Here is a 23,695-nt window from a genome sequence, read left to right on the forward strand (position 1 = left end):
TATTATTGTTTGTTGACGTTTTTGTTTGTTTAGTTTTCAAAGAACAAATTTCTTCGTCGCTCAAAGGCGACTTAATCATCTTACCAAGTTACCAACTTAAAGTCAACAACTTTTTTTAGTTAATTTTTCTTACATGTTGTTGTCTCGCAACAACGAATATAAATATACCACCATTGGAATCAGTGTGCAATAGTCTTTTTAAGTTTTTATTCATCAAATCTAAAATAAAAATATTCACATTCTTCAATTATAAACTTCTAAATAAAAAGTGCCAGGCAGGACCCGGCACTAGTTTTAAGAAATATTAGCGTTGGCGCATTAATGGAAATAATAATACATCGCGAATGGAAGGCGAATTGGTTAAAAGCATAACCAAACGGTCGATTCCGATCCCTAAGCCGCCTGTTGGTGGCATACCATATTCAAGTGCTTCTACGAAGTCTTCATCCATTTCGTGTGCTTCATCGTTGCCTTGTTCTTTTTCCTTTAATTGTGCTTCAAAGCGCTCCCGCTGATCAATTGGATCATTTAGTTCCGTAAAGGCATTCGCATGTTCACGAGCAACAATAAATAATTCGAAACGATCCGTAAATCGTGGATCCTCATCGTTTTTCTTTGCCAGCGGTGATATCTCAACTGGATGTCCATAAATAAAGGTTGGCTGAATCAGTTTCTCCTCTACTTTTTGTTCAAAGAATTCATTAACGATATGGCCGTATAACATATGTTCGGTAATTTCCACACCATGCTCTTTCGCCAGTGCACGTGCTTCATCAACACTCATCTCTTTCCAGAAATCCACTCCTGTGTATTCCTTAATTGCATCTACCATATGAAGCCTTTTCCATTCTGGTTTAAGGTCTACCTCATAATCACCATATTGAACAGTTGTTGTCCCTAAGACTTCTTGGGCAATATGAGCAACTAGATTCTCTGTAAGACTCATTATATCTCTGTAGTCAGCATACGCTTCATACAGTTCAATCATTGTAAATTCAGGATTATGGCGTGTTGATACTCCTTCATTACGGAAAACACGGCCAATTTCATAGACTTTTTCAAGTCCGCCTACGATTAGTCTCTTCAAATGAAGCTCAATCGCGATGCGCATATATAACGGCATATCCAGCGCATTGTGATGTGTGATGAACGGACGAGCAGACGCCCCCCCGGCAATAGCATGCATCATCGGAGTTTCGACTTCTAAATAGCCATGGTTATCTAAATAACGGCGCATCTCCTGGATAATACGACTGCGCATGATGAAGGTCTTTTTACTTTCATCGCTCATAATTAAATCTAAATAACGCTGACGGTAGCGCTGTTCTACGTCCTTAAGACCATGGAATTTATCTGGCAGTGGTCGTAATGCTTTCGTTAAAAACTCAAATCCTAGTACTTTAACAGACAATTCGCCAACTTTGGTTTTAAATAGGGTACCCGATACCCCAATAATGTCACCTAAATCAGCCGAATCAAAAATCTCATACTTTTCTTCTCCCACTGCATCTTGCCTAACATATACTTGAATTTGGCCAGTTAAATCTTGAATGTGGGCAAATCCAGCTTTTCCTTTACCGCGCTTTGTCATAATTCTTCCAGCAAGAGTAACGGTTACATTTTTAGCTTCAATAGCTTCCTTTTCAAGCTCTCCGTACTGTTCAATCAATTCCATCGCATTGTGCGTGCGGTCAAAACGTTTTCCAAATGGATCTAAACCTTTTTCGCGCATGGAATTCATTTTTTCCCGTCTGACTATCAGTTGGTCGTTTAATTCTTCTTGACTCATGCAAATCAACTCCAATTATCTCTTTTATGTAAATAGCATACTAATCCGCATTTTTATACATACTATATTATTTTACACAAACTTAGGAATTCAGACATTAAAAATGTTTAAAACATAGATAAAAACTGCCAGCATATTACTGGCAGCTACAAAGCAATTATAGATAAGCCAAATTGGAAACTCAAGCTTTTATCCGACTGTCACTTCTTTTTCTTCCGCTTCTGCTACTAAACCATTTAAAAGAGTGACCAATTCTTCACGGGTATTACACTCATTGACGCCATTTCGCGCCTTACCGTTTCCTCGGATTCCTTTTAAATACCAAGCTGCATGCTTGCGCATTTCACGGACAGCGATATTCTCATTCTTGAGGGCAATTAAGCGATCTAAGTGAAGAATACAAACATCAATTTTTTCCCGAACAGATGGTTCACCCAAAAGCTTGCCTGTTTCAAGAAATTGGACCGTACGGTAAATCATCCAAGGGTTACCTAGTGCTGCTCGACCAATCATCACTCCGTCACAGCCGGTTTCCTCAAGCATTTTTTTCGCATCCTGTGGCGTCTGGACATCACCATTTCCTATAAGCGGAATCGTTATCGATTGTTTTACCTCACGAATAATATCCCAGTTTGCTTTTCCTTCATACATTTGGACACGCGTACGGCCATGAAGCGAAACAGCCTTTCCACCGGCACGTTCAACTGCCTGGGCGTTTTGAACAGCATAAATATGATCTTCATCCCAGCCCATCCGCATTTTAACCGTTACCGGCTTTTCAACTGCATCAACCACAGCAGCAACCATTTCATAAATTTTATTAGGATCTAAAAGCCATTTTGCCCCTGCATCACACTTTGTAATTTTCGGAACTGGACATCCCATATTAATATCAATAATGTCTGCATTGGTATTTTTATCAACAAATTGAGCTGCTTCTACGAGCGATTCCTTTTCCCCTCCAAAAATTTGCAGGCTTAACGGTTTCTCCCGCTCGTCGATGTAAAGCATATTCATCGTTTTTTCGTTTCTAAAATTAATTCCTTTATCACTAACCATTTCAGCACATACTAATCCTGCGCCAAACTCTTTAACGGTCAGACGGAATGCAGAGTTACAAACACCGGCCATTGGTGCTAAAACTACCTGGTTTTTCATTTCAATATCGCCAATTTTCAACATGTAAAAGTACCTCCATTTCCTATGTCTCTTTTGGCGGCGCTAATTCATCAATCGTTATATTTAAGGATTGAGCAATTCTGGTCAGCAAATCGCTTGGCGGAAGCCGATTGCCTCTCTCAATCTCTCCCAAAATTGATACTGAAACACCTAGTTCCTTCGAAAAGCTCTCCTGTGTAAATCCCTTTAGCTTCCGATAGGCTCGAATGCGTCTTCCCCATTTTTCCGCTTCCATATCCGGACTCCTTCTTTATCAGGTAATTCATCTAATGATGTTTGAAGTGGTTTTTCCATCCCTGGAATGATCATGTCTGGCTGAATCTCCAATAACGGTACAATAACAAATGCCCTTTCATGCATACGGGGATGAGGGACGATGAGGTTCTCTGTTTCAATATTTTCTTGATTATACATGAGAATGTCAAGGTCTATTGTTCTTGGCCCCCATTTTATCTCCCGCTTTCTTCCAAGTTGCTGCTCTGTTTTTAAACAGATATCTAATAGTTCATAGGCGTTGGACTCAGTCTTTATCTCGATTACCATATTCAAAAATAAATCCTGATCCTCATAGCCAACCGGATCTGTTTCATAAACAGAGGAACAATTTACTAACTCTATTTTTGGAACATCTGACAAAAGCTTAATAGCTTGTCCTAAATAATCATATCGGTTTCCCATGTTTGAGCCAAGGGCAATAAATGCTGTATTTTCCACCATTATCTTCTCCTTGTAATTTCTACTGCAACAGACTTGTAATGGCCCGGAATTGGTGGGTCAGGTTTTATCATTTTTACCGTTACATCATTAACAAGGACGAACTCCTTTAACACATTCGCTGCAATGTTTTCCGCAACAGTTTCCAAAAGCTTATAGGGCTCTCCCTCAACGATTTTTTGGCATAATTGAAAAAGCTCACCATAATGGACCGAATACTCTAGTTCATCCGTTTCCCCAGCCTTTTTTAAATCCAAGGATATGATTAAATCAACGATGAAACGCTGACCAAGCCGATTTTCTTCGGGAAAAACGCCATGATAACCATAAAACTCCATTTGATTTAAATATATTTTATCCAAGGACAATCCCCTTTCCCATGAGCACATCCATCATTTTTGCCATCCTGCTCATTTCTTTTACATCATGAACCCTGACAATATGACACCCTTTCTGAATTCCATAACAAACGGTGGCTCCAGTGCCTTCCAGTCTCTCATTAACTGGCAAATCCAAGGCTTCCCCAATCATTCTTTTTCGTGAGGTTCCCAATAAGACTGGATATCCGATGGATGTTAATGTTTCTAGTTCCCTCATCATCTCTAGATTTTCTTGGTAATTCTTCGCAAAACCTATACCGGGATCCAAAATAATCATCTCATCACGAACCCCTGCTTTTTTTACAATTGAAATGCTTTCAAATAGATCGTTCATAACATCCCGAATAAAATTATTATAATTCCGTTCATTGCGATTATGTTGCAGAATGATAGGTACATCAAATTGTGCAGCTACCCCAGCCATTTTTTCATCAGCCTTTGCTCCCCAAATATCATTAATGATATGAGCTCCTGCTTTAAGGGCCTGCTCAGCTACTCTTGCTTTATACGTATCGATGGAGATCGGAACAGGAATCTGCTTGGATATCGCATCAATAATAGGAACCACTCTATCGATTTCTTCCTCTTCAGAAATAACCTCATAACCAGGACGCGTTGATTCACCGCCAATATCAATGATATCTGCTCCATTTTGGACCATTTCATAAGCATGCTCTAATGCCTTATTCAGATCATTAAATTTTCCGCCATCAGAGAATGAATCGGGCGTAATATTTAAAACACCCATGATCATGGTTTTTTGACCGAAGTCTAGTGTATGCTTTCCACATTCAATTTTTTGTATCCCAGCTCTATTCATTCTGTTATCCTCCATGATGATTCTCGTTTCTTTAGTATAATATGCTGTCATTATCATACACGAATTTTTAATATCAGTGCAAAAAAATAAGGTGTGGCTAATGTAGCCATCACCTTATTGGGTTTAACAGTTAGTCAAGCTGGTAAAGTGGTGTACTTAGGTAGCGCTCTCCGTTATCAGGAATAATTGCTAAAACCTTTTTCCCTTTTCCAAGCTCTTTTGCAGCTTTCACCGCCGCAGCGATTGCCGCACCTGAGGAAATACCACCAAGAATTCCTTCTTCTCTGGCCGCACGGCGGGCATATTCGAATGCCTCTTCTGTTGTAATTTGAATCACTTCATCATAAATATCTGTGTTTAATGTGTCAGGTACAAATCCGGCACCAAGGCCTTGAAGCTTGTGAGGTCCTGGTTTTCCACCTGATAAAATAGCTGAATCTTTTGGTTCAACCGCATAAATTTTAATATTTGGATAATGTTCACGAAGAACGCTTCCAGCACCAGTGATGGTTCCGCCAGTACCAATTCCAGAAACGAAGCCATCTAGCTGCTCCATTTGCGCTACAATTTCAGGTCCTGTAGTACGTTTGTGAACTTCTGGATTTGCTTGATTTTGGAATTGCTGCGGCACAAAATATCCATGTTCTGCAGCGAGTGCTTCAGCTTTTGCGATAGCACCTTTCATTCCTTCCGGCCCAGGTGTTAATACAAGCTCTGCACCGTATGCACGAAGAAGATTTCTTCTTTCTAAACTCATTGTCTCAGGCATTACAAAAATAGCTTTATATCCTTTTGCAGCAGCAACCATCGCAAGACCAATACCAGTGTTTCCACTTGTTGGCTCGATGATAGTATCTTTTCCAGGTGCAATAAGACCTTGTTCTTCTGCAGCCTCGATCATTGCTAAACCAATACGATCTTTAACGCTGCTTCCAGGGTTAAAATACTCTAATTTTAGATAAATATCTGCACTGTTCTCATCTACTAATCTGTTTAATTTTACAATTGGTGTTTGACCGATTAATCCGGCAACTGAATTTGCAACACGAACCATTATAATTACCCCCAGCTCTCTATTCCGAGTATTTTTATTGGATTTATATACAATTTAACAGTTTAAGGCTCCTTTTGTCAATTGAATTCATTCACCAAATTATTAAAATTTTATGAATGCAAAAAACACAGAAAATCACTTTCTGTGTTTAATCGTTTGATTTTTCTTTTCCGTAGAACCAGCTTACCTTCGCCTCATCCCAAAAGGTTCTAGCTGATGCCGGCACTTTCATTTGTTCGAGGGCAATTTGCCGGCGAATCTCCTCTTTTACATCTTGATAAGAATACGATTCCCCTTTTATTTTACTTTCTAACTTAAGGATTGCATAACCTTGTTCCACCTTAACAGGCTTGCTCCATTCCCCGGCTTTTAATGTTTTTGCAGTTAGAACATATTCCAAAGGATAACGGTCATCATCCTCTGTTATGTACCCAATATCTCCGCCATCATTAGCAGAGAATTCATCAGTCGAGCGCTCCATTGCCATCGTTGAAAAGCTTGAACCCTGCGAAAGCTCCTTTAATGATTTCTCTGCTTCCGCTTCTGTTTTTACGATAATCTGAGACAAATGAAAGGCAGACGGGATATCAAACAGGTCTTTATTCTGGTTAAAATAGTTTTTCTTTTCCTGTTCAGAAACGGCAACGTCCTTTGTCAAGATTTCTTCAAGCAATAAACTATTCCGAATTTGTTCTTTCCACCTATTCTCGTCTTCCTGCCTTTTTTCGCTGGATGAATGATAAGTGGTTTGAATAATTCTAAATTCTCTTTCGACATCCTGATTAGAAACCGTTATTTTATACTTTTTTGCCATTTCTTTAACGACCTTTTGATGGATCATATCTTTTAGCACATCTTTACCATACCGTGCTTCTAATTCATTCAGCCAATCCTGCCTTAAAATCTCCTTTTTCCCTACCGTTGCCACGACATCTTTTTTTAAGCTGGCGCCATTAGCCGTATTCCCTTTTGTGAGAAAAATGGCTATAGTTAAGCAATTAACCATAATCAGTGCGGCGATTACAAACCAAAGTTGCTTTCTCCTCAACTTTTTTCCCCCAATGCCCCTGCTTATTTTGCCTGCTTGTTTAGTTCTTCCAATTCTTCTTTTGTAAAAAGATACTTTTCATTGCAGAAATGACAATGTGCTTCAGCTTGTCCATCTTCTTCAATCATTGCAGTAATTTCAGCAGCACCTAATCCGAGTATGGCATTAGAGAAGCGCTCTTTTGAGCATGTACATTGGAATTTTACCGGCATTTTTTCCAGTATATTAACGGGCTCATCCCCAAAAAGTTCCCCTAAGATTTCTTCAGGGGTAAGCCCCTTTTCAATTAATTTAGAAACAGGCGGTATAGTCTTTAATCGTTCTTCCATTTTTGTTATCGCTGCATCTTCAATTCCTGGCATTAATTGAAGAATAAACCCTCCTGCAGCTAAAATCGAGTCGTCCGGATTCACCAAAACGCCTACACCGACTGAAGATGGAATTTGCTCGGAAGTAGCAAAGTAGTAGGTGAAATCCTCCCCTAATTCACCTGAAACAAGCGGAACCTGTCCAGAGAAAAAGTCGCGGAGACCAATATCCTTTATAACCGTTAAAGACCCTGTAGTGCCGACCGCACGGCGAACATCAAGCTTTCCATGGGCATTCGCTTCAAAGTCAACATGAGGATGCGTTACATATCCGCGGACTTCTCCCTTGGCATTACTGTCAACAAGGATTGGGCCTAACGGGCCGTCCCCTTCAATTTTAATAGTTAATTTTTCTTCACCCTTTAGCATTGCCCCCATCATGACTCCAGCTGTAAGGGATCTCCCTAATGCTGCAGAGGCTGTTCTCCATGTATCGTGCCGGCGCTGTGCTTCACTCACAATGTTCGTTGTACGAACAGCATATGCACGTACATGCCCGTCAAAGGCAAGTGCCTTTACAAGATAATCGTTCATTTTCAGACTCCCCTCTAGTTGTTATGGTGAAACGAATCTATATTTCGTTTATAGATTAACTGCAGTCCCTTTAAAGTTAAAAAAGGGTCAACAATGTCAATGATCTTTGATTCCTGAGCAATTAAATTAGATAACCCCCCAGTAGCAATAACCGTTGGCTTTTTTTCACTTTGCTCGATCATCCTTCTTACAATACCCTCAACTTGACCAACATACCCATAAACAATACCAGCCTGCATGGCTGCAACTGTATTTTTCCCAATAACCCCTTCCGGACGTGCTATTTCAATTCTCGGAAGCTTCGCAGCTCTTGAGTAAAGGGCCTCTGTTGAAATACCTACTCCAGGAGCAATCGCCCCTCCCATATATTGACGCTCTTCATTTACATAGCAATAAGTAGTTGCCGTTCCAAAATCAACAATAATAAGTGGACTTCCATATTCGTGAATCGCCGCAACTGCATTTACAATCCTGTCAGCTCCAACTTCTCTTGGGTTTTCATATTTAATATTAAGCCCTGTTTTGATTCCCGGCCCCACTACGAGCGGCTTGATATGGAAATATTTTTGACACATTCGCTCTAATGCAAACATAATTGGTGGAACAACAGAAGAGATAATGATTCCGTCAATTTTTGAAAAGCTTAATTTTGAGTGGTCAAACAAGGATTTGATGATCATTCCGAATTCATCTTCTGTACGATTGCGATTCGTTTCAATCCGCCAGTGATATTTTAGTTCATCCTCCTCATAAACACCCAATACAATATTTGTATTCCCCACATCAAAGACAAAAATCAAATCTATCACTCACTTTACAGATTTATCATTTCTCACACTGAAAACATAATAACATAATTGTGTAAGGTCATGTAAAGAAAACTCGTCGATTGCGAGACCTTCTGGACTTTTCACGAGGCTTGGTGCGTTACCTAAAGTTATGAAAAAAAAGAGTGCTTCAATAGGAAGCACTCTTTTTTTATTTACTTTTGCTCGTTACCAGGATCATCTGTTTTGGTTAAGTCAACTTGTTCGTCCTTTTTGGTGTTGATGTTTACTTTTACATCCTCCACTTTTTTCGGACCAATATGAACACTTTCAAGAGCCACGGAACTATCAGGCATCTTTCCGTTTTCAACCAAATATTTGATTTGTTCAGCAACAAGGGTTTCGACCTCAAGAAGAGTATTGGCAATAAGATTTAACTTATCACGGTTTTCCGTTAGAATCGTTCTCGCTCTCTCATAACACTCTTTAATAATTCGTTGAATTTCAAGGTCGATTTCGTAAGCAATTGCGTCAGAATAATTTTGCTCATTGTGCAGGTCACGACCCAAGAATACCTGTCCTTGCGCTTGACCAAATTGCAATGGACCGAGCTTATCACTCATTCCAAACTCAGTAACCATTCTTCGTGCAATCCCTGTAGCGCGTTGGAAGTCATTGTGCGCACCTGTACTTACTTCACCAAATACAATCTCTTCCGCAACACGGCCACCCAACAAACCGGTAATTTTATCAAGCAACTCAGGTTTTGTCATAAAATAGCGGTCTTCACGTGGAAGCATTACAGCATAGCCGCCAGCTTGCCCACGTGGAACAATTGTAACCTTATGGACCATATCTGCTTCATCTAAAACTAAACCAATCACTGTATGACCACTCTCATGGAATGCTACAATATTGCGTTCTTTTTCAGAAATAACACGGCTCTTTTTAGCAGGACCGGCAATTACCCGATCCGTTGCTTCATCGATATCTTCCATATCGATTTTTTTCTTATTTGCACGGGCTGCAACTAAAGCGGCCTCATTTAATAAATTCTCTAAATCTGCACCTGAAAAGCCAGGTGTACGCATAGCAATGTTTTTCAAGTTTACAGAATCATCTAATGGCTTATTGCGTGCATGGACTTTAAGTACTGCCTCACGTCCAATAACATCCGGACGATCAACAGTAATTTGACGGTCAAAACGGCCTGGACGAAGTAACGCAGGGTCCAAAATATCTGCACGGTTTGTTGCAGCAATAATAATAATTCCTTCATTAGCACCAAAGCCGTCCATTTCAACTAGCAATTGGTTCAATGTTTGCTCACGCTCGTCATGGCCTCCGCCTAAACCAGCACCACGCTGACGGCCAACCGCATCAATCTCGTCAATGAAAATGATACACGGAGCATTTTTCTTCGCATTTTCAAACAAATCACGAACACGAGATGCACCGACCCCAACAAACATTTCAACAAAGTCAGAACCACTTATCGAAAAGAATGGTACGCCGGCTTCACCAGCTGTTGCCCTTGCAAGAAGCGTTTTACCTGTCCCTGGAGGTCCGACAAGCAATACCCCTTTTGGAATACGGGCACCAAGCTCGGCAAATCTACGAGGGTCTTTTAAAAACTCAACTACTTCGACTAATTCTTGTTTTTCTTCATCTGCGCCGGCTACATCTCTAAAACGAACCTTTTTCTTATCGTCGTTATAGAGCTTGGCTTTGCTCTTACCAAAATTCATGACTCGGCTGCCGCCGCCCTGTGCCTGGTTCAATAAAAAGAAAAATAAGATAAAAATAATCACAAACGGAATAATGGAAGTGAAGAAGGTAACCCATCCGCTAGTTTCTTTAGCTGGCAACACATCCACATTTGTTGTTTTTGCACGATCAATTCGATCAAGAATCTTTTCACTGTTTGGTATATAGGTTAAGAAGTTTTTATCCTTCCCATCGTTAAACTGTCCCCGAACCTCAAAAACACCTCGTTCAGGCTGCATGGAGAATGACTTAACTTCCCCCTTCTCTAATTGGGAAACGAACTTATCATATGAAATATGATCAGTCGGCTCGTTGCTTCCATTAAAGAAGCTTACAACACCAATGATGACTAAAAATATTAATAAATAAAAGATGGTATTACGGAAAATCCGATTCATCCCTTACCTCCTCCCACGGGTAAACAAACTATATTAAATAGTATCATAGAAAATCATTCCAATTCAAGGAATTACACTTACTTCAGGACATCGAAGAATGTCTTTCGTTAAGTTTTGCTTAAAGGTTGTTACTGTATACTTCAGGTTTCAAAACCCCAATATATGGAAGGTTCCGGTATTTCTCGGCATAATCCAATCCGTAGCCCACAACAAAGGCATCCGGTACAATAAAGCCGACATAATCGGCCTGAATATCACTTTTCCTTCCTGTAGGTTTATCAAGCAAAGTGACAATTTTAATCGACTTCGCCTTTCGATAACGGAAAAGGTCGACTAAATAGCTTAATGTAAGACCACTATCGATAATATCTTCGATAATTAAGATATCTCTTCCTTCAACAGAAGTATCTAAGTCCTTAAGGATTTTCACTTCTCCTGAGGAAGTCATTGAGTTACCATAGCTGGATACATCCAAAAAGTCCATTTCAAGGTAGCAGTCCATATGTTTCAATAAGTCCGCCATAAAAGGCATAGCACCTTTCAAAACACCGATAGCAAGCGGGAAACGATCTTTGTATTCTTCGGTAAGCTCTGCCCCTAATCCCCTAACTTTTTCCTGAATTTCTTCTTCTGAAATTAACACCTTTTCAATATCCTGTTTCATTCTACTTGTGCCCCCTAGAAAAATCATTACGTTTTATATGTGAGTAGTAAATATTGTTTTGCAGAGGAATCGGTGCCTTCCATTGCTGATTTTTTTAAACCAGGAAGCCAGATAATGGAATGATCTCCATCTGTAATTACCGGCCAAGTGTCCCGCTCTTGAAGGGGAACTTTATAGTCAATGAATATATCCTTTAATTTCCTCGTTCCTGACATTCCTTTTAAAGACATTCGGTCTCCATTTTCCCTTGTCCGAATCACAATCGGCCACTTAATCCTTGCTGCATTAAAGATTGCAGAGTGAGAGTCATATTCTGAAGGTTCTTTATGAACAAACTTAACCCCGATACTCCCCCCATCTGGTAAATCAATCTTTGAATCATCGTGTACTACATAATAATAATTCTTTACACTTGAATCCCCAAATTGGAAGAATATGGTCTCGTAGGACCGAATAACCATCAGTCCGTTTGGGAAATTCAGTTTTCCTGATGGTCCTGAATGGTAAATTATTGAGAAAATCTGTTCAATATGTACAGCAGAAAGAGATGCAGGTTTTTCCTTGTAAAGATAGTTTAATATTAGTTGAATACCTCTCCTTTGTAAAGGTAAAGGCATATCAAGAAACGGTTTTATGTCCATGCTAATTTTGGATTTTTCCCTTATTGTCATTACTTTATTCATGTTTTGGACAGTTAATTCCTGAAGAAATACCTCGTCACATTGTAAATCTTCACTAAAACGTTGAAAATGTTCATGAACATTTGGATTTTCCATCTTTAAAAACGGTAAAACTTCTTTTCGAAATCGATTCCTGCTATAAATACTTTTTTTATTACTTGGGTCTATTCGCGGTGTGAGTTGATTTTCCCTGCAGTACTGTTCAATCTCCTCCTTTGTCAAGGTTAGAAAGGGGCGAAAAATCATACCTCTATGAAAAGGACGGGTAAAGGGGATACCAGCTCGCGCTTTTCCAGTACTCCCCCTTGTCATTCGCATGAGCATCGTTTCAATTTGATCATCACCATGGTGCGCAAGTGCCAAGTAAGGATAGTCATATTTTTCCATGATGGTTTCAAAAAATTTATATCGTTCCTCTCTAGCCGCGACCTGGGAGCTTTCCCCGGTTCTTTCCATTATCAGTGGAATATTGATTCGGGTCATTTCAAAGGGAATATCATGCTGCTTACAATAATCCTTAACAAAAAAAGCATCATCAAGGGATTCTTGCCCACGAAACATATGGTCAACATGGGCCGCAACAATCGAAAGGTTTCTTTTATCCTTTTGCCCCCAAAGGAAATGTAGTAGTGCAAGAGAATCAGGTCCCCCCGAAACACCAACAATGATTTTTTTACTTTTTAATGAAAAGAAGTGGCGGCAAAGAAAATCCATTACCTTCGGTTCCAACATATTGCTTCTTCCTCAGTCTTTTTTAAAATTGAATACCAATAGCTTACCACTTTTGTATTTAAACTATCAAAAACAATGTCTTCATTAACTGCTGTATTTTCTTAATTGTTACAAATTAATTACGAATGAAACTCTCAATAGTTTCAAAAAAATTTTAAAATAATGACCACATAGAAAATAATAAATACTGCTGCTATGACTCCTGTTTCAATCCAGCCTGTTTTTTTCTTTTTCTTTCGATATTGCTGCCTTGTTTTTGGGTTGTTTTTATTAAGATCAGGTACTGGGCTCGAAATATTGTTGGCAGCTGCTTTTGACACTTTTCGGTGCTTAGGCAGCGGCTCATCCGTTAATAAAGCCAACAGATCCTGTCTCATTTGTCTCGCATTTGTATAATGTCCTTTTAGTGCATTTACCATTACTTTTTCCAAGGAATGAAGCTCAGGCTTCTGCCGGATTGCCTCTGTTAGTTGTGAAAGGCCCCCTGTCGTTTTTGTAAAGCGCTTCGGATAGGCGGTATTGATCATAATCATTGCCAAAGAAAAGAGGTCGTATGAAGGCTCGGCTACTCTTGAACCAAGGCCCCAGTATCCACGATCATAAAATTCCGTAAATTCTTTAATAGCCCTTCCAGCAATGGTTGTACCACCCACATCAATACATCTAATTTTTGGCGGGGGGCCGGTAACAATTAAGTTTTCAGGTTTTAAATCCCCGAACACCCATCCATTTTGGTGCAGCTTTTCAAGATCGCTTAAAAGCTGTAACATTAATACTACAATCCATGATTTCCCTTTCTGTTCAATAAACGTAAGTAAATCCGGTCCCTTTATAAACTCCATTACATAAAAGGACACCTGTCCGCGATTTGTCTTCCAATCATCAACATCAAGCAAAGAAGGCCCGAGGGCAGACCCTTGGACCTTTGCAAAGGATTTTAAAACATTTACCTCAGAGGTAATCGACAATCCATTATCACTCATCTTCAAAGCTACCTCAGTGTTTTTATGATTCGCGAGATAAACCACTCCGTTTGCTCCATATCCCAGTTCCTTCAAAATGGTATACTGATTTGAATGCCATTTACCTGAAATGACTGTGCCAGGGCTAACCTTACATTGACTCTTCAAAGTATGATTCATCATCACGAGAAAGCAGGCTCCTTAATGATTGTTTTTGATTAAAGGCAGATAAAGCTGTTCTGAGTGCCGGCCCTGTTGGCGTAATGCCACCAGTAGACAGCTGTGAAAAGATGCTTGTCAAAGATTGTAGTTTTGGCGTCCAATCCAGCAACATTTCGACATTATTCTTTTTCCCAGGAAATACGTAAACGGAATAATAATTATCACCTGTTCTTGCATTTAAGCTGATGGAAAGGTCTAGAATCGCTTCTTTAACGGTCGGAAGCTTGTGTTTCATGCTTGCGCTTGTATCGACAAGAATCAACACCTCTAATTCGACAGTCTCCCCTAATTCATCGACAACCTCCATTACCTCGCCGCGCTTTTCGGGAGGCAGATCTTCAATCGTTTGTGAGTTGCCCAAAATCTGCTTTAACTCTTTGTTTATAACTCCTTGGAGAGTTTGGGTCATCGCTTTCCTCGTTACCATTTGGACGGTATGGGCCAGCCGTTCTGCATAGACGATTTGGCTGACTCCACCGCCAGACAAGGCAATACCTTCAATTTCTGTCATACCCTTTTCATCAATCACATCATGGTCCATGACACCAATTACATTCACCGTAATTCCTTCTTCTTTTGCAAGTGCTGCCATGGCAATTGGGTCTTCACCATGATTGGAGCACCCATCAGTTATCAATAAGATTTGGCGGATTTTCCCTGAATACATAACCATTCTCCCTCCACATCATGAATTGTTACCATTTTCGACGGGAAGGAGATGAATTATACATATTTAGAGACTTAGTTGTGCAAATTAAGCCGTTTAGGCTCTTTTCTTCATTTTTTGCACAGGGATGCTGGCCCATTTAGGAGTATTATGTTTTATTTTGGCCACTGTTACGGTCATATCATCATCAATAAATCCAGAGCTTGTGCGAATGACTTCTTCCATGATTAAATCTGCTACTTCCTGTGGATCATCCGTTTGTAACTCCTGAATTTTCCGCTTCATCCAAAGCTCATAATTTTCGACATGCCTTGGTCCTTCAAAAACCCCATCGCTCATCATAATTAATAAATCGCCTGCCTTTAGCTGTTCACTGACAACATCGACTTCGAATTCCTCAAGCATTCCAATTGGCAAATTGCTGGCTTGAATTTTGATAATTTTATTCCCCCGTTTAATAAAACTTGGTGTTGAACCAATCTTCAAAAATTTTGCTGATGCATTCTGCAAATCAATCATGGCAAGGTCTAATGTTGAAAAAATTTCATCAGTTGTCCTTAGGGATAGAATTGAATTAATTGATTTAATTGCTACTTGTTCCTCAATACCTGTTTGCAGGATTTTTTGCAAAAGTTGAATCGTTTCATTACTTTCATAATGTGCCCTTTCGCCATTTCCCATTCCATCACTAATGGCAATAGCATACTTGCCTAAGCCAAGTTCAATTTCTGAGTAACTGTCGCCTGAAATAAAGCCGCCATCCTTAGCCGCATGGGCTACCCCCGTTTGTACAATGAACTTTTTTGAAGAACGGAAATTCGCATGACATAGACCATTTAAGTACTCTGCAGAATCTTCTTTTTGAACAACAATTGTTTCGCCCAGAATATCCGACAGCATCGGGGCAATCAATTTTTCACACTCCCCATGGCTATTGTAAAAAGGAATGGTCATTTCAATATCAACATTTCCTTGTTCAAGGCTGTAAATTTCAACCTGTTCAATTTGTATGCCAAAGTCCTGAAGAGCCTCCATAATTTGCTCTTCCTGCCTATAGTGGTTTTCCCGCTCACGCTGAATTTCCTTCGAAAAATTCTCCATTACCTCGGAAACACCTTGAAGCTGGTCGGCCACTAATCTTCTGCTTTCTCTTACTTGTTTTTTTAATTTTTGATTGGCCTGGAAGAAAGTAAGCTCGGTTTGAATGACATCATAGACTCGTTTCGACCTGGTACAATACTTGTCCCACTCTCTCGTAAGTTTTGTTGGAATAACCCCATCGTTTTGATCCATTTCATGAATAATTTCTTCCATATATGAATAGGTTGTATTAAAATTCTTTGCCCAGCATTGTTCTTTTTTAAAGCAAGTTTGGCATGTTTTTTCCGTTACATTACTCATAAAGTAATCCATTTCTCTCACATTTTCTTCTTCGCTTGGCTCTACATCCATTTGTGAAAAACTATTGGATAAGGCAGAAAAGACATTAGAAAATTGGGAGACGCGCTGTGCGGTAACATCCCGCATCTTTCTCATGTATTTTTGTTGTTCAGCTGTATATTCTGAAGTTCCCGGGATATACTTAGCTAGTCTTGAGGTGAAAACCTGCGGCGTTAAGAGGAATAAAAGAATGGCTGCTGCTGACTCCAATAAAGTTTGGGATAAAGAGCCGCCACCTTCTCCGTACATACCGATTAAGAGAGTAGCAATTAATAATCCTATTGATACACCTATTTTTTTCCCCTCTTTTAATAAACCGCCTAATACACCGGAGAATGCTAGTAAACTCATATGGGTAAAGCTAGACACACTTGCCAGGCTAAAGATTAACCCTGTTACCACCCCAACGGTTGAGCCCACCGTTGCACCGGCAATAAAGGAAAAGACTAAAACGAGATATCTCGACATAATGTGTTCAACAGAAAGATCATATACCTGCCAGCCAATGGTTCCGGTCATAATCGAAGCTAGCATGATAATTAAACCGATAATTTCCTCCGTTTTTAATAGCTGCCTGCGTTTGGTTACAGTTAATAACGGAATGCTTTGCAAAAAGATCAACGTTAAAATAAATGATAGGCTGGCCTGCACAGCGGCCATCATTCCATCGTAAAATGTCAATTGCCCTGTTAATAGGAAAGATTCAATTAATTTCCCAAGGCCTAAGATAATTCCGACAAAAAAGGGCAAGGATTTTATTCCGCTCTTTATCCATTTCTCTCCTATCCGGAAAACGATTAGAAATAGCAGGACCGCTACAAAAGTAAAACCGGCATTTTCAATCGATAGTGTCGCAGCTCCTGCAATTAATCCAACTAACGCAAGCGGTGCGCGATCCCTTTTGATTAAATATACGGCTGCGAAAAATGGGAGACTGAATGGAGTAAGTTTGGACAAGATTAAAGCTCGTCCAAGCAAAAATCCTACTAATAACAGAAGGTATCCCTTTTTAATAAAAAAAGACTCCAAATAGTTTTGGAGTTTTTTCACTCCCTTCTCCCACTCCCATTTGGATGAATGTAGGTTGACTTCTCCGATCGGCTCTATTAAACTAGCGTTTGGCTTTTCCATATCTCACACTCCCTATTAATTCATCGTTGCCAACTATTATAAAGTTGATAGTGTTAAAAGTTTGTCAAAAGATTGAACGAATATGTAAGTTTCGTTCGACGGTATTCACTAAATTTATCCAAATAATCTGAATTATTATATTAATTGTCGGAATTTTGCATAAATAAAAAAACACCAACATAGAAGTCAGTGTTTCCATTAAAACAAAAAGACAAGTCATAATGACTTGTCATTGTTGATCTATATTTTAAATGAACCTGCCCTTTATCCTTCAATAAACAAGCAGCAAGTTATCCTCGTCTAGCTCCTCTTCCTCCACGTTTTGACTCTGTGTGTCGTTTTAGGGAAGACAAACGATCTTCGCTATCTTTTAAAAATTTAGCCATCTTTGTTTCAAAGTTTTCTGGTCTAGAGTTATTGCGATCGTTCGTTCTACCCTGACGAGGACGTTGTGAATGCGAATTTGAATGAGATCTTTGAGGTGTCTCTGGTCTATCTTTTGCTTTTTTGATGGATAGTCCAATTTTGCCATCCTTTTCAACATTAATGACTTTAACCTCAACTTGGTCGCCAACCTTAAGATGATCATTGATATCTTTTACATAGTTGTCTGCAACCTCACTAATGTGTACGAGCCCTGTTGATCCATCCGGCAGCTCCACAAACGCTCCGAAATTTGTAATCCCTGTTACCTTTCCTTGTAACTTGCTGCCTACTTCAATTGACATAAAAAAAATGTTCCTCCTTAAAAAAATAAAAAATCAATCTTACCTTATATTATACAGAAAGTAAAAAAACAGTGTCAATAAGACTAGTTACCGGTTGATTTTTCCTTTTTGTCCTCAGGAATATTAAAGATAATTTCATTTTTCTTTGAGAAAAAATATTCTTTTCTCGCTAGTTTAGCAATGTAATCATCATCATTTAATTTCACAATATCCTCCTTAAGGATATCCTGCTGTTTTTTTAATTCAGCAAGCTTAAGGCCAAGCTGTTTTTTTTGTGCCTTTTTTGCATCTATCACGGAAGCCTGCGTTAGAATGCTGGAAATCATGAAATAAGAAACGAAAATCGCAAAAACTAAAAACAACGAAAGGCGGCGTACGACTAACTTTCTTTTTCTAGCTGTTGCAATTTCAGCAAACTCTTGCTGCTCTACATACGTTGATTGAATCTTTGCTACATTTTTTTTGCGTACCGCGCTCATTTCATAACCTCCTTACTGTTTACGCTTTTTCCACTTATCTATCCACTTAACAATATAATTCTTTAATTTCTTGAATTTTCCTGCTGTTCTATTATATAACTTATCGACGGATTTTTTAAGACCTTTCGGCAAAAGTCTCCAAATTAATAGCAATATTTTTTGAACGGGTATGACAATGACTTTTATAACCAACCATACAACCTTTAAAATAAATTTGACAAGGGTATAAAGGCCCCTGCCAAGGAAAATAACCATAAAAATGACTAGTTTTATAAGACCCACAATAGGCCTATAGATTACCATCAAAAAGGAATGTTTAAGGAATCGGTAAATGGAAATAACCGCTTTGATCAGTAATTCCAATAGGCGAAGATACGGCCCTTTAAAAAGACCTTGATATCCGGCAAAGCCACAGAGAAGGGCAATAAAGATATAAAAGCGGATTTCTCCATTATTCACTTGGAACAAAATGTAAAATATGAGTAATGCTTGAATAATCCAAAATAGGATGTCGTTTACAAAAACGATGAAGCGATTCCTTCTCGGCCGATCTAAAAACCGCTGATAGGTATCAAACATTACTCCAAATAATGCACCCATTCCAATCATGGAGAGCATTGTTAGAAATTGAGTGGAAAGTGTCATCGGAATAACTTGCTAAAGAATCCTTTAGCTTTCTCCCCATGCTGTTCATCTAAATAGACTAAATCAAAGATTTTGCCCTTAATTGAAACAATCCCCTTTTCCACATCTAGATTTTTCATTTGCAGATTTTGTCCTTTGATGGCCAAAAACCCCATGACGGTTTCTAATAAAAATTCTTCGTTATCAAAGCTTTCTACCTGTTTTACGCCTGTAATGTCTAAAAGCTTTCTTCCCCGCATAATCACATCATGTTCTGGAACGCTGCTCTTTGTTGTATTGACATCATAATATTGGCTCATCTTCATCCCTCACAGTCAGTTGTACAAACCTTTTTGTACATGTTATGTGAGGGATAAAAGAAATAGAACAAGCACCTACTCTAATTCTTGTGAACCTATTTTCTCTTCTTTTAGGATTGTATACATCTCGGCAGCTTCTTCCTTTCGGGATGTTTCCTGGATTCGGTCAATTCTTGCCGTTACTTTTCTTTGACCTAAACGAATGGTTAACTCATCCCCCACCTTAACGGTTGAGCTGGCTTTTGCCTCTTTCCCATTAATCTCAATTCTGCCCTGATCTGATACTTCTTTTGCTAATGTCCTTCTTTTAATCAATCTTGAAACCTTTAAAAATTTATCTAAACGCATCATTACTCCCCCATTCTATAATCCCTTGGCTTTTGCTTCATCCCAAAACCGATCAAGCTCTTCAAGAGTAAATTCTTCAAATGCTTTCCCGCTTTCCTTTACTTTTTCTTCAATAAATCGAAAGCGACGGATGAATTTCTCATTTGTTTCAAATAAAGCCTCTTCGGGATGAATATCTAGAAACCTAGCTACATTGACAAAAGCAAACAATAAGTCACCAAACTCTTGTTTTGCTAACTTAAGCTCTTTATCCTTACCATTCAACTCATCCTCAAATTCCTGAAGCTCTTCTTTCACTTTCTCGAAAGCGGGGGCAATTTCCTGCCAGTCAAACCCAACCTTTGCTGCTTTCTTTTGCAGCTCATAGGCCCGAATCAAATTGGGTATGGATTTTGAAACTCCTGAAAGGATGGAATCCGGTTGTTCCCCCTTTTCCTGCCTTTTAATTTCCTGCCAATTTTGTAGTACTTCCTTTGAATTTTCTGCCTTCACATTTCCAAAAACATGGGGATGTCGTCGAACCATTTTTGCTGAAATCCCTTCAATCACATCGTCGATGGAAAAGTAACCTTCATCCTCGCCTATTTGGGCATGCAGCAGGACCTGCAGGAGAACGTCACCCAATTCTTCAATTAAATGATCAAAATCCTCCTCATCAATCGCTTCAATCACTTCGTAGGATTCTTCAATTAAATATTTCTTTAGTGATTCATGTGTTTGTTCCTTATCCCATGGACAGCCATGCGGCCCGCGTAACTCCGCAATTATATCCCGAAGCTTTGAAAAGGTCTTAAATAAGATCTTTTCGTCTTGTACAGGCGGTACATAAACGGATGTAAGGTTGTTAATGCCAACATTGCGGTCAAGCTCATATAATGGCAGTTTCTCAATCTTTTCCTGACTGCTCCCTGCAGCTGTAACAAGATATACCTCATATTCATCCGGCAAACATTCCATTAAGGTTAATTTTACATTTGAAGCAACAAATTGATCATAAACCTGACTTATGATCATATGCTGTCCCATTTGAAGTTGACTGCTGCTGAGTGCCGTTCCATCGAGCAATTGAAATCCATCAATTGGATCAATTTTTAATGATTGAAATAAGGCATCAATAAAACTCTGGCCTCCGCCAATTACAATTTCAACCCCTTCTTCTAGACCCTGCTCTAATAAAAGCTGAACAGCACGCTCCGCGACAAGCGGATGTCCAGGAACAGCATATAGGATCGGACCTGTTTTGGCCATATTTAACAAGGTTGCAGAAATCTCCTGATATACTTCCTCAAATTGATCATGTTTTTCATAGATAGAATCAAATGAAATATATTGAAAACCCTCTTTTTCCAATTCAGCCACAACCGGATGCTCTTTTGTCCGTAAATAAACATGTTCGGATTGGATTAATTTTTTATACACACCTAACGGAAGCTGCTCCAAATCCCCAGCACCCAAACCCAGTATCTCAATTTTTTTCATATCTTAACCCCTCACCTTTTCTGGCAATAACCGAATTAATTTACTTCCAAATGGGAATAACGCTAAATCTTCTACTAAAAAGACCCTCCCACGAATCACAATCATCAAAAATAAAATCCCTCCCAATACTACTCCGCTTAAAGCCTGAAAGGAGGAACCAATCCTTACCGCCATATGGGAAAGAAATAGAAAATTAGTTAAATATAAATACCCTTTTAAAAAGCCTGCCATCACGATGGCCGCAGTCAGAATCGTTCGAACAAAACGGATGGTAAAAACAGGAGCATTCATCATATTTTTAAACTTTAAATATAGCAGTAAATTAATCATGAATAGTGTAATAATCGTTGAAACCGCAGCCCCCATAATGCCAAACAGCGGGCAAAAAATCAAATTTAATCCGTATTTTATCGGGAAAGAAAGAACGACTATTACGGCGGGAAAAACCAAGACTCCCATTCCCTGCATAATCGCAATCATGGTCGAAATGAGTGAAGTAAATAAAATAACAAAACTTAGGACTCCTAATACCGAGGAGCCGGATCCATTTTCAAAAAGCATCGTATTCGTTGGCTTAATAATAGCCCATAGACCTGCAGAAGCGCCTATTCCAATGACAAGACTAATCCTCATTGCCAGCTGAATTTTTTCATGTAAAAGGCCCGGCTGCTCTTTTAATCTCCCGCTAGTAATTAGCGGTACAAGAGATAATGACAAGGACGAAGCCGCAACGGTCCCCAATTGGATTAACGGCTGTCCCCGGTCAAAGATCCCTTTTAGGCTTTTCGCCAAACCTTCCTCTGTCCCATTTAAAACAAGCAGTGAATATAGGTTTAAGGAATCACCCAATTGAATAAAAATCATCAGCATTCCACTAACACAGATGGTCAGTCCTTGAAACAGTAACTCTTTGAAAATCCATTTTGTTTCCCTTTTTAAACTCCAAGCAGCTTTCTTTTTTGGACCTACCCGTTTCCATTCTTTGCGAAACTTTAGAAATGTAAACAAAATAAGGGCGGAAACAATACTCCCTGTAATTGATCCAAACATCGCACCCCCGCCGACGAGATAGAGTGAATAGCCTTTCCGTGTAAAAAGATAGGCAAGGAAAATGATCGTAACCACTCGTGTAATTTGTTCCCCTACCTGTGATAAGGCGGTCGGAACCATATCTCCATTTCCTTGATAATAGCCTCTTAATACAGCTGCAACAGGAAAAGTCAAAAATACAATCGAAACGACCCTTAAAAGTATCGATAGCTTTGGGTCATTCATTAACAGTGCAATCGGCTGGGCCCCGATATAAAGGATTAAAAAACAAAGAAAACCAAAAATCTGCAAGTAAAGAAATGATCCTAGGAGCAAAAGCTGCGGTTTCCCATTGGCACCTGCTTCTTTTTGCTCCGTATATAATTTTGAAATAACGACCGGAAATCCGGTGGTTGCAAGAACCATGGCGATTCCATAAAACGGGTAAACCTGCTGGTATATGTAAAAACCAACATCACCGACAATATTTTGAAACGGGATGCGGTAAAAGGCACTCAAAATTTTGGTAACCAGAGCAGCAATCGTTAAAATGAAAGCCCCTCGAAAAAGAGTCTTTGATTGATTCACGGGCTTCAATATCTTTTCCTCCAAACAGAAATGCACATGCGCCTTGAACAGCGCTGGAGTTAGACAAAAATAAACTCCCATGTATTATAGCATAGGATGCGCCTTCATTTGGTGCATGAAAAAAGACAGCAAGCGCTGTCCTTTCGTTAAAAAAACTAAAATTATGACTCCATTTGTCTTGCTAAGAATCCAGCTGCTGTTTCAACAGCTTTTTGTTCAACTTCTCCAACTGTACCTTCTTTAGAGAAAATAATAACTGCTCCAATCGGATCTCCATTTGCAATAATCGGTCCAATTGTATATGATGAAATCGCCTCCGGACTTCCATCTGACAAGGCTACATCGCCTTGTTGAGTGACAAGAACGGAATTACGGTCCTCCATCGTTTTTTCAACCAAATCACTGATATTTTTATTTAAATAATCTTTTTTGGAACCTCCAGCAACAGCGATATAGGCATCTCTATCACAAATTAGTACTGGATTTCCAAGGCTGTCAAAAAGGGCTTCCGCATATTCTTTTGCAAAATCGCTTAATTCGCTAATTGGAGAATACTTCTTTAAAATCACTTCTCCGTCTCGATCCACAAAGATCTCTAACGGGTCCCCTTCACGAATTCTTAATGTTCTGCGAATTTCCTTCGGTATGACAACACGACCCAAATCATCGATTCGACGAACTATTCCAGTTGCTTTCATCCAATGTTGCCTCACTTTCATCTGATGATTTAAACTAACTTGGTAATGATGCTTATGTAATAATCACCACCAACTTTGAACTTAGT

Annotated in this window: 24 protein-coding genes; all 24 read right to left on the minus strand. The window is 39.3% G+C overall.

Annotated features, from left to right (window positions below):
• Positions 1-304 precede the first annotated feature (304 nt).
• The 24 genes from lysS to spoVT all read right to left on the minus strand — a co-directional run bounded on the left by lysS (position 305) and on the right by spoVT (position 23,609).
• A complete protein-coding gene (gene lysS, locus M028_RS0111285) occupies positions 305-1,789 on the minus strand; it encodes a lysine--tRNA ligase (RefSeq protein WP_026574005.1) in 1,485 nt (494 codons plus the stop codon).
• Between the two features lie 189 nt (positions 1,790-1,978).
• A complete protein-coding gene (dusB, locus tag M028_RS0111290; RefSeq protein WP_026574006.1) occupies positions 1,979-2,971 on the minus strand; it encodes a tRNA dihydrouridine synthase DusB in 993 nt (330 codons plus the stop codon).
• A gap of 19 nt (positions 2,972-2,990) precedes the next feature.
• Positions 2,991-3,203, minus strand: coding sequence for a helix-turn-helix domain-containing protein (locus M028_RS0111295; protein ID WP_026574007.1), 213 nt, complete (start codon positions 3,201-3,203; stop codon positions 2,991-2,993).
• On the minus strand, positions 3,155-3,682 hold the full coding sequence (gene folK, locus M028_RS0111300) for a 2-amino-4-hydroxy-6-hydroxymethyldihydropteridine diphosphokinase (protein ID WP_026574008.1): 528 nt from the start codon (positions 3,680-3,682) through the stop codon (positions 3,155-3,157). The genes M028_RS0111295 and folK overlap by 49 nt, the downstream gene beginning before the upstream one ends.
• A gap of 2 nt (positions 3,683-3,684) precedes the next feature.
• Complete coding sequence (gene folB / locus M028_RS0111305) at positions 3,685-4,044, minus strand: dihydroneopterin aldolase (RefSeq protein WP_026574009.1); 360 nt, start codon at positions 4,042-4,044, stop codon at positions 3,685-3,687.
• Complete coding sequence (folP, locus tag M028_RS0111310; protein WP_026574010.1) at positions 4,037-4,882, minus strand: dihydropteroate synthase; 846 nt, start codon at positions 4,880-4,882, stop codon at positions 4,037-4,039. The genes folB and folP overlap by 8 nt, the downstream gene beginning before the upstream one ends.
• A 130-nt stretch (positions 4,883-5,012) precedes the next feature.
• A complete protein-coding gene (gene cysK, locus M028_RS0111315; RefSeq protein WP_026574011.1) occupies positions 5,013-5,936 on the minus strand; it encodes a cysteine synthase A in 924 nt (307 codons plus the stop codon).
• Positions 5,937-6,084: 148 nt separating this feature from the next.
• On the minus strand, positions 6,085-6,984 hold the full coding sequence (locus tag M028_RS0111320) for a peptidyl-prolyl cis-trans isomerase (RefSeq protein WP_026574012.1): 900 nt from the start codon (positions 6,982-6,984) through the stop codon (positions 6,085-6,087).
• Positions 6,985-7,007: 23 nt separating this feature from the next.
• The gene (gene hslO / locus M028_RS0111325) at positions 7,008-7,886 is read right to left on the minus strand and encodes an Hsp33 family molecular chaperone HslO (RefSeq protein WP_026574013.1); all 879 of its coding nucleotides are present in this window, start codon (positions 7,884-7,886) and stop codon (positions 7,008-7,010) included.
• A gap of 14 nt (positions 7,887-7,900) precedes the next feature.
• Positions 7,901-8,686, minus strand: coding sequence for a type III pantothenate kinase (locus M028_RS0111330; protein ID WP_026574014.1), 786 nt, complete (start codon positions 8,684-8,686; stop codon positions 7,901-7,903).
• A gap of 182 nt (positions 8,687-8,868) precedes the next feature.
• Positions 8,869-10,818 (minus strand): ATP-dependent zinc metalloprotease FtsH, encoded by a 1,950-nt coding sequence (ftsH, locus tag M028_RS0111335; protein ID WP_026574015.1) that lies wholly within the window; start codon positions 10,816-10,818, stop codon positions 8,869-8,871.
• Positions 10,819-10,936: 118 nt separating this feature from the next.
• Complete coding sequence (gene hpt, locus M028_RS0111340) at positions 10,937-11,482, minus strand: hypoxanthine phosphoribosyltransferase (RefSeq protein WP_026574016.1); 546 nt, start codon at positions 11,480-11,482, stop codon at positions 10,937-10,939.
• A gap of 26 nt (positions 11,483-11,508) precedes the next feature.
• A complete protein-coding gene (gene tilS, locus M028_RS0111345) occupies positions 11,509-12,894 on the minus strand; it encodes a tRNA lysidine(34) synthetase TilS (RefSeq protein WP_026574017.1) in 1,386 nt (461 codons plus the stop codon).
• Between the two features lie 143 nt (positions 12,895-13,037).
• Complete coding sequence (locus M028_RS0111350; protein ID WP_026574018.1) at positions 13,038-14,039, minus strand: serine/threonine protein kinase; 1,002 nt, start codon at positions 14,037-14,039, stop codon at positions 13,038-13,040.
• A complete protein-coding gene (locus M028_RS0111355; RefSeq protein ID WP_026574019.1) occupies positions 14,008-14,745 on the minus strand; it encodes a VWA domain-containing protein in 738 nt (245 codons plus the stop codon). Before M028_RS0111355 ends, M028_RS0111350 begins: the two co-directional genes overlap by 32 nt.
• A gap of 96 nt (positions 14,746-14,841) precedes the next feature.
• On the minus strand, positions 14,842-17,316 hold the full coding sequence (spoIIE, locus tag M028_RS0111360; protein ID WP_026574020.1) for a stage II sporulation protein E: 2,475 nt from the start codon (positions 17,314-17,316) through the stop codon (positions 14,842-14,844).
• A 290-nt stretch (positions 17,317-17,606) separates the two neighbouring features.
• Complete coding sequence (locus M028_RS0111365) at positions 17,607-18,044, minus strand: S1 domain-containing RNA-binding protein (protein ID WP_026574021.1); 438 nt, start codon at positions 18,042-18,044, stop codon at positions 17,607-17,609.
• An 83-nt stretch (positions 18,045-18,127) separates the two neighbouring features.
• The gene (locus M028_RS0111370; protein WP_026574022.1) at positions 18,128-18,523 is read right to left on the minus strand and encodes an FtsB family cell division protein; all 396 of its coding nucleotides are present in this window, start codon (positions 18,521-18,523) and stop codon (positions 18,128-18,130) included.
• A 12-nt stretch (positions 18,524-18,535) separates the two neighbouring features.
• Positions 18,536-19,168 carry a spore cortex biosynthesis protein YabQ gene (gene yabQ / locus M028_RS0111375; protein WP_026574023.1) on the minus strand — a complete coding sequence of 211 codons (633 nt, stop codon included), beginning with the start codon at positions 19,166-19,168 and terminating at the stop codon, positions 18,536-18,538.
• Positions 19,165-19,467, minus strand: a complete 303-nt coding sequence (gene yabP, locus M028_RS0111380) for a sporulation protein YabP (RefSeq protein WP_026574024.1) — start codon at positions 19,465-19,467, stop codon at positions 19,165-19,167. The genes yabQ and yabP overlap by 4 nt, the downstream gene beginning before the upstream one ends.
• Before the next feature lie 75 nt (positions 19,468-19,542).
• A complete protein-coding gene (locus M028_RS0111385) occupies positions 19,543-19,815 on the minus strand; it encodes an RNA-binding S4 domain-containing protein (protein ID WP_026574025.1) in 273 nt (90 codons plus the stop codon).
• A 15-nt stretch (positions 19,816-19,830) separates the two neighbouring features.
• Positions 19,831-21,294 carry a nucleoside triphosphate pyrophosphohydrolase gene (gene mazG, locus M028_RS0111390; protein WP_026574026.1) on the minus strand — a complete coding sequence of 488 codons (1,464 nt, stop codon included), beginning with the start codon at positions 21,292-21,294 and terminating at the stop codon, positions 19,831-19,833.
• Between the two features lie 3 nt (positions 21,295-21,297).
• Positions 21,298-22,911, minus strand: coding sequence for a putative polysaccharide biosynthesis protein (locus M028_RS0111395; protein WP_331280317.1), 1,614 nt, complete (start codon positions 22,909-22,911; stop codon positions 21,298-21,300).
• Between the two features lie 161 nt (positions 22,912-23,072).
• Positions 23,073-23,609 carry a stage V sporulation protein T gene (spoVT, locus tag M028_RS0111400; protein ID WP_026574028.1) on the minus strand — a complete coding sequence of 179 codons (537 nt, stop codon included), beginning with the start codon at positions 23,607-23,609 and terminating at the stop codon, positions 23,073-23,075.
• Positions 23,610-23,695 lie beyond the last annotated feature (86 nt).

This window comes from Bacillus sp. UNC438CL73TsuS30 (genome assembly GCF_000482325.1).
Taxonomy (GTDB): domain Bacteria; phylum Bacillota; class Bacilli; order Bacillales; family Cytobacillaceae; genus Neobacillus.

Bases quoted from the DNA above. Each gene is read 5' to 3' on its own strand.
- lysS (WP_026574005.1), bottom strand. From the start codon at position 1,789: ATGAGTCAAGAAGAATTAAACGACCAACTGATAGTCAGACGGGAAAAA.
- dusB (WP_026574006.1), bottom strand. From the start codon at position 2,971: ATGTTGAAAATTGGCGATATTGAAATGAAAAACCAGGTAGTTTTAGCA.
- M028_RS0111295 (WP_026574007.1), bottom strand. From the start codon at position 3,203: ATGGAAGCGGAAAAATGGGGAAGACGCATTCGAGCCTATCGGAAGCTA.
- folP (WP_026574010.1), bottom strand. From the start codon at position 4,882: ATGAATAGAGCTGGGATACAAAAAATTGAATGTGGAAAGCATACACTA.
- cysK (WP_026574011.1), bottom strand. From the start codon at position 5,936: ATGGTTCGTGTTGCAAATTCAGTTGCCGGATTAATCGGTCAAACACCA.
- hslO (WP_026574013.1), bottom strand. From the start codon at position 7,886: ATGAACGATTATCTTGTAAAGGCACTTGCCTTTGACGGGCATGTACGT.
- ftsH (WP_026574015.1), bottom strand. From the start codon at position 10,818: ATGAATCGGATTTTCCGTAATACCATCTTTTATTTATTAATATTTTTA.
- hpt (WP_026574016.1), bottom strand. From the start codon at position 11,482: ATGAAACAGGATATTGAAAAGGTGTTAATTTCAGAAGAAGAAATTCAG.
- tilS (WP_026574017.1), bottom strand. From the start codon at position 12,894: ATGTTGGAACCGAAGGTAATGGATTTTCTTTGCCGCCACTTCTTTTCA.
- M028_RS0111350 (WP_026574018.1), bottom strand. From the start codon at position 14,039: ATGATGAATCATACTTTGAAGAGTCAATGTAAGGTTAGCCCTGGCACA.
- M028_RS0111355 (WP_026574019.1), bottom strand. From the start codon at position 14,745: ATGTATTCAGGGAAAATCCGCCAAATCTTATTGATAACTGATGGGTGC.
- spoIIE (WP_026574020.1), bottom strand. From the start codon at position 17,316: ATGGAAAAGCCAAACGCTAGTTTAATAGAGCCGATCGGAGAAGTCAAC.
- M028_RS0111365 (WP_026574021.1), bottom strand. From the start codon at position 18,044: ATGTCAATTGAAGTAGGCAGCAAGTTACAAGGAAAGGTAACAGGGATT.
- M028_RS0111370 (WP_026574022.1), bottom strand. From the start codon at position 18,523: ATGAGCGCGGTACGCAAAAAAAATGTAGCAAAGATTCAATCAACGTAT.
- yabQ (WP_026574023.1), bottom strand. From the start codon at position 19,168: ATGACACTTTCCACTCAATTTCTAACAATGCTCTCCATGATTGGAATG.
- yabP (WP_026574024.1), bottom strand. From the start codon at position 19,467: ATGAGCCAATATTATGATGTCAATACAACAAAGAGCAGCGTTCCAGAA.
- M028_RS0111385 (WP_026574025.1), bottom strand. From the start codon at position 19,815: ATGCGTTTAGATAAATTTTTAAAGGTTTCAAGATTGATTAAAAGAAGG.
- mazG (WP_026574026.1), bottom strand. From the start codon at position 21,294: ATGAAAAAAATTGAGATACTGGGTTTGGGTGCTGGGGATTTGGAGCAG.
- spoVT (WP_026574028.1), bottom strand. From the start codon at position 23,609: ATGAAAGCAACTGGAATAGTTCGTCGAATCGATGATTTGGGTCGTGTT.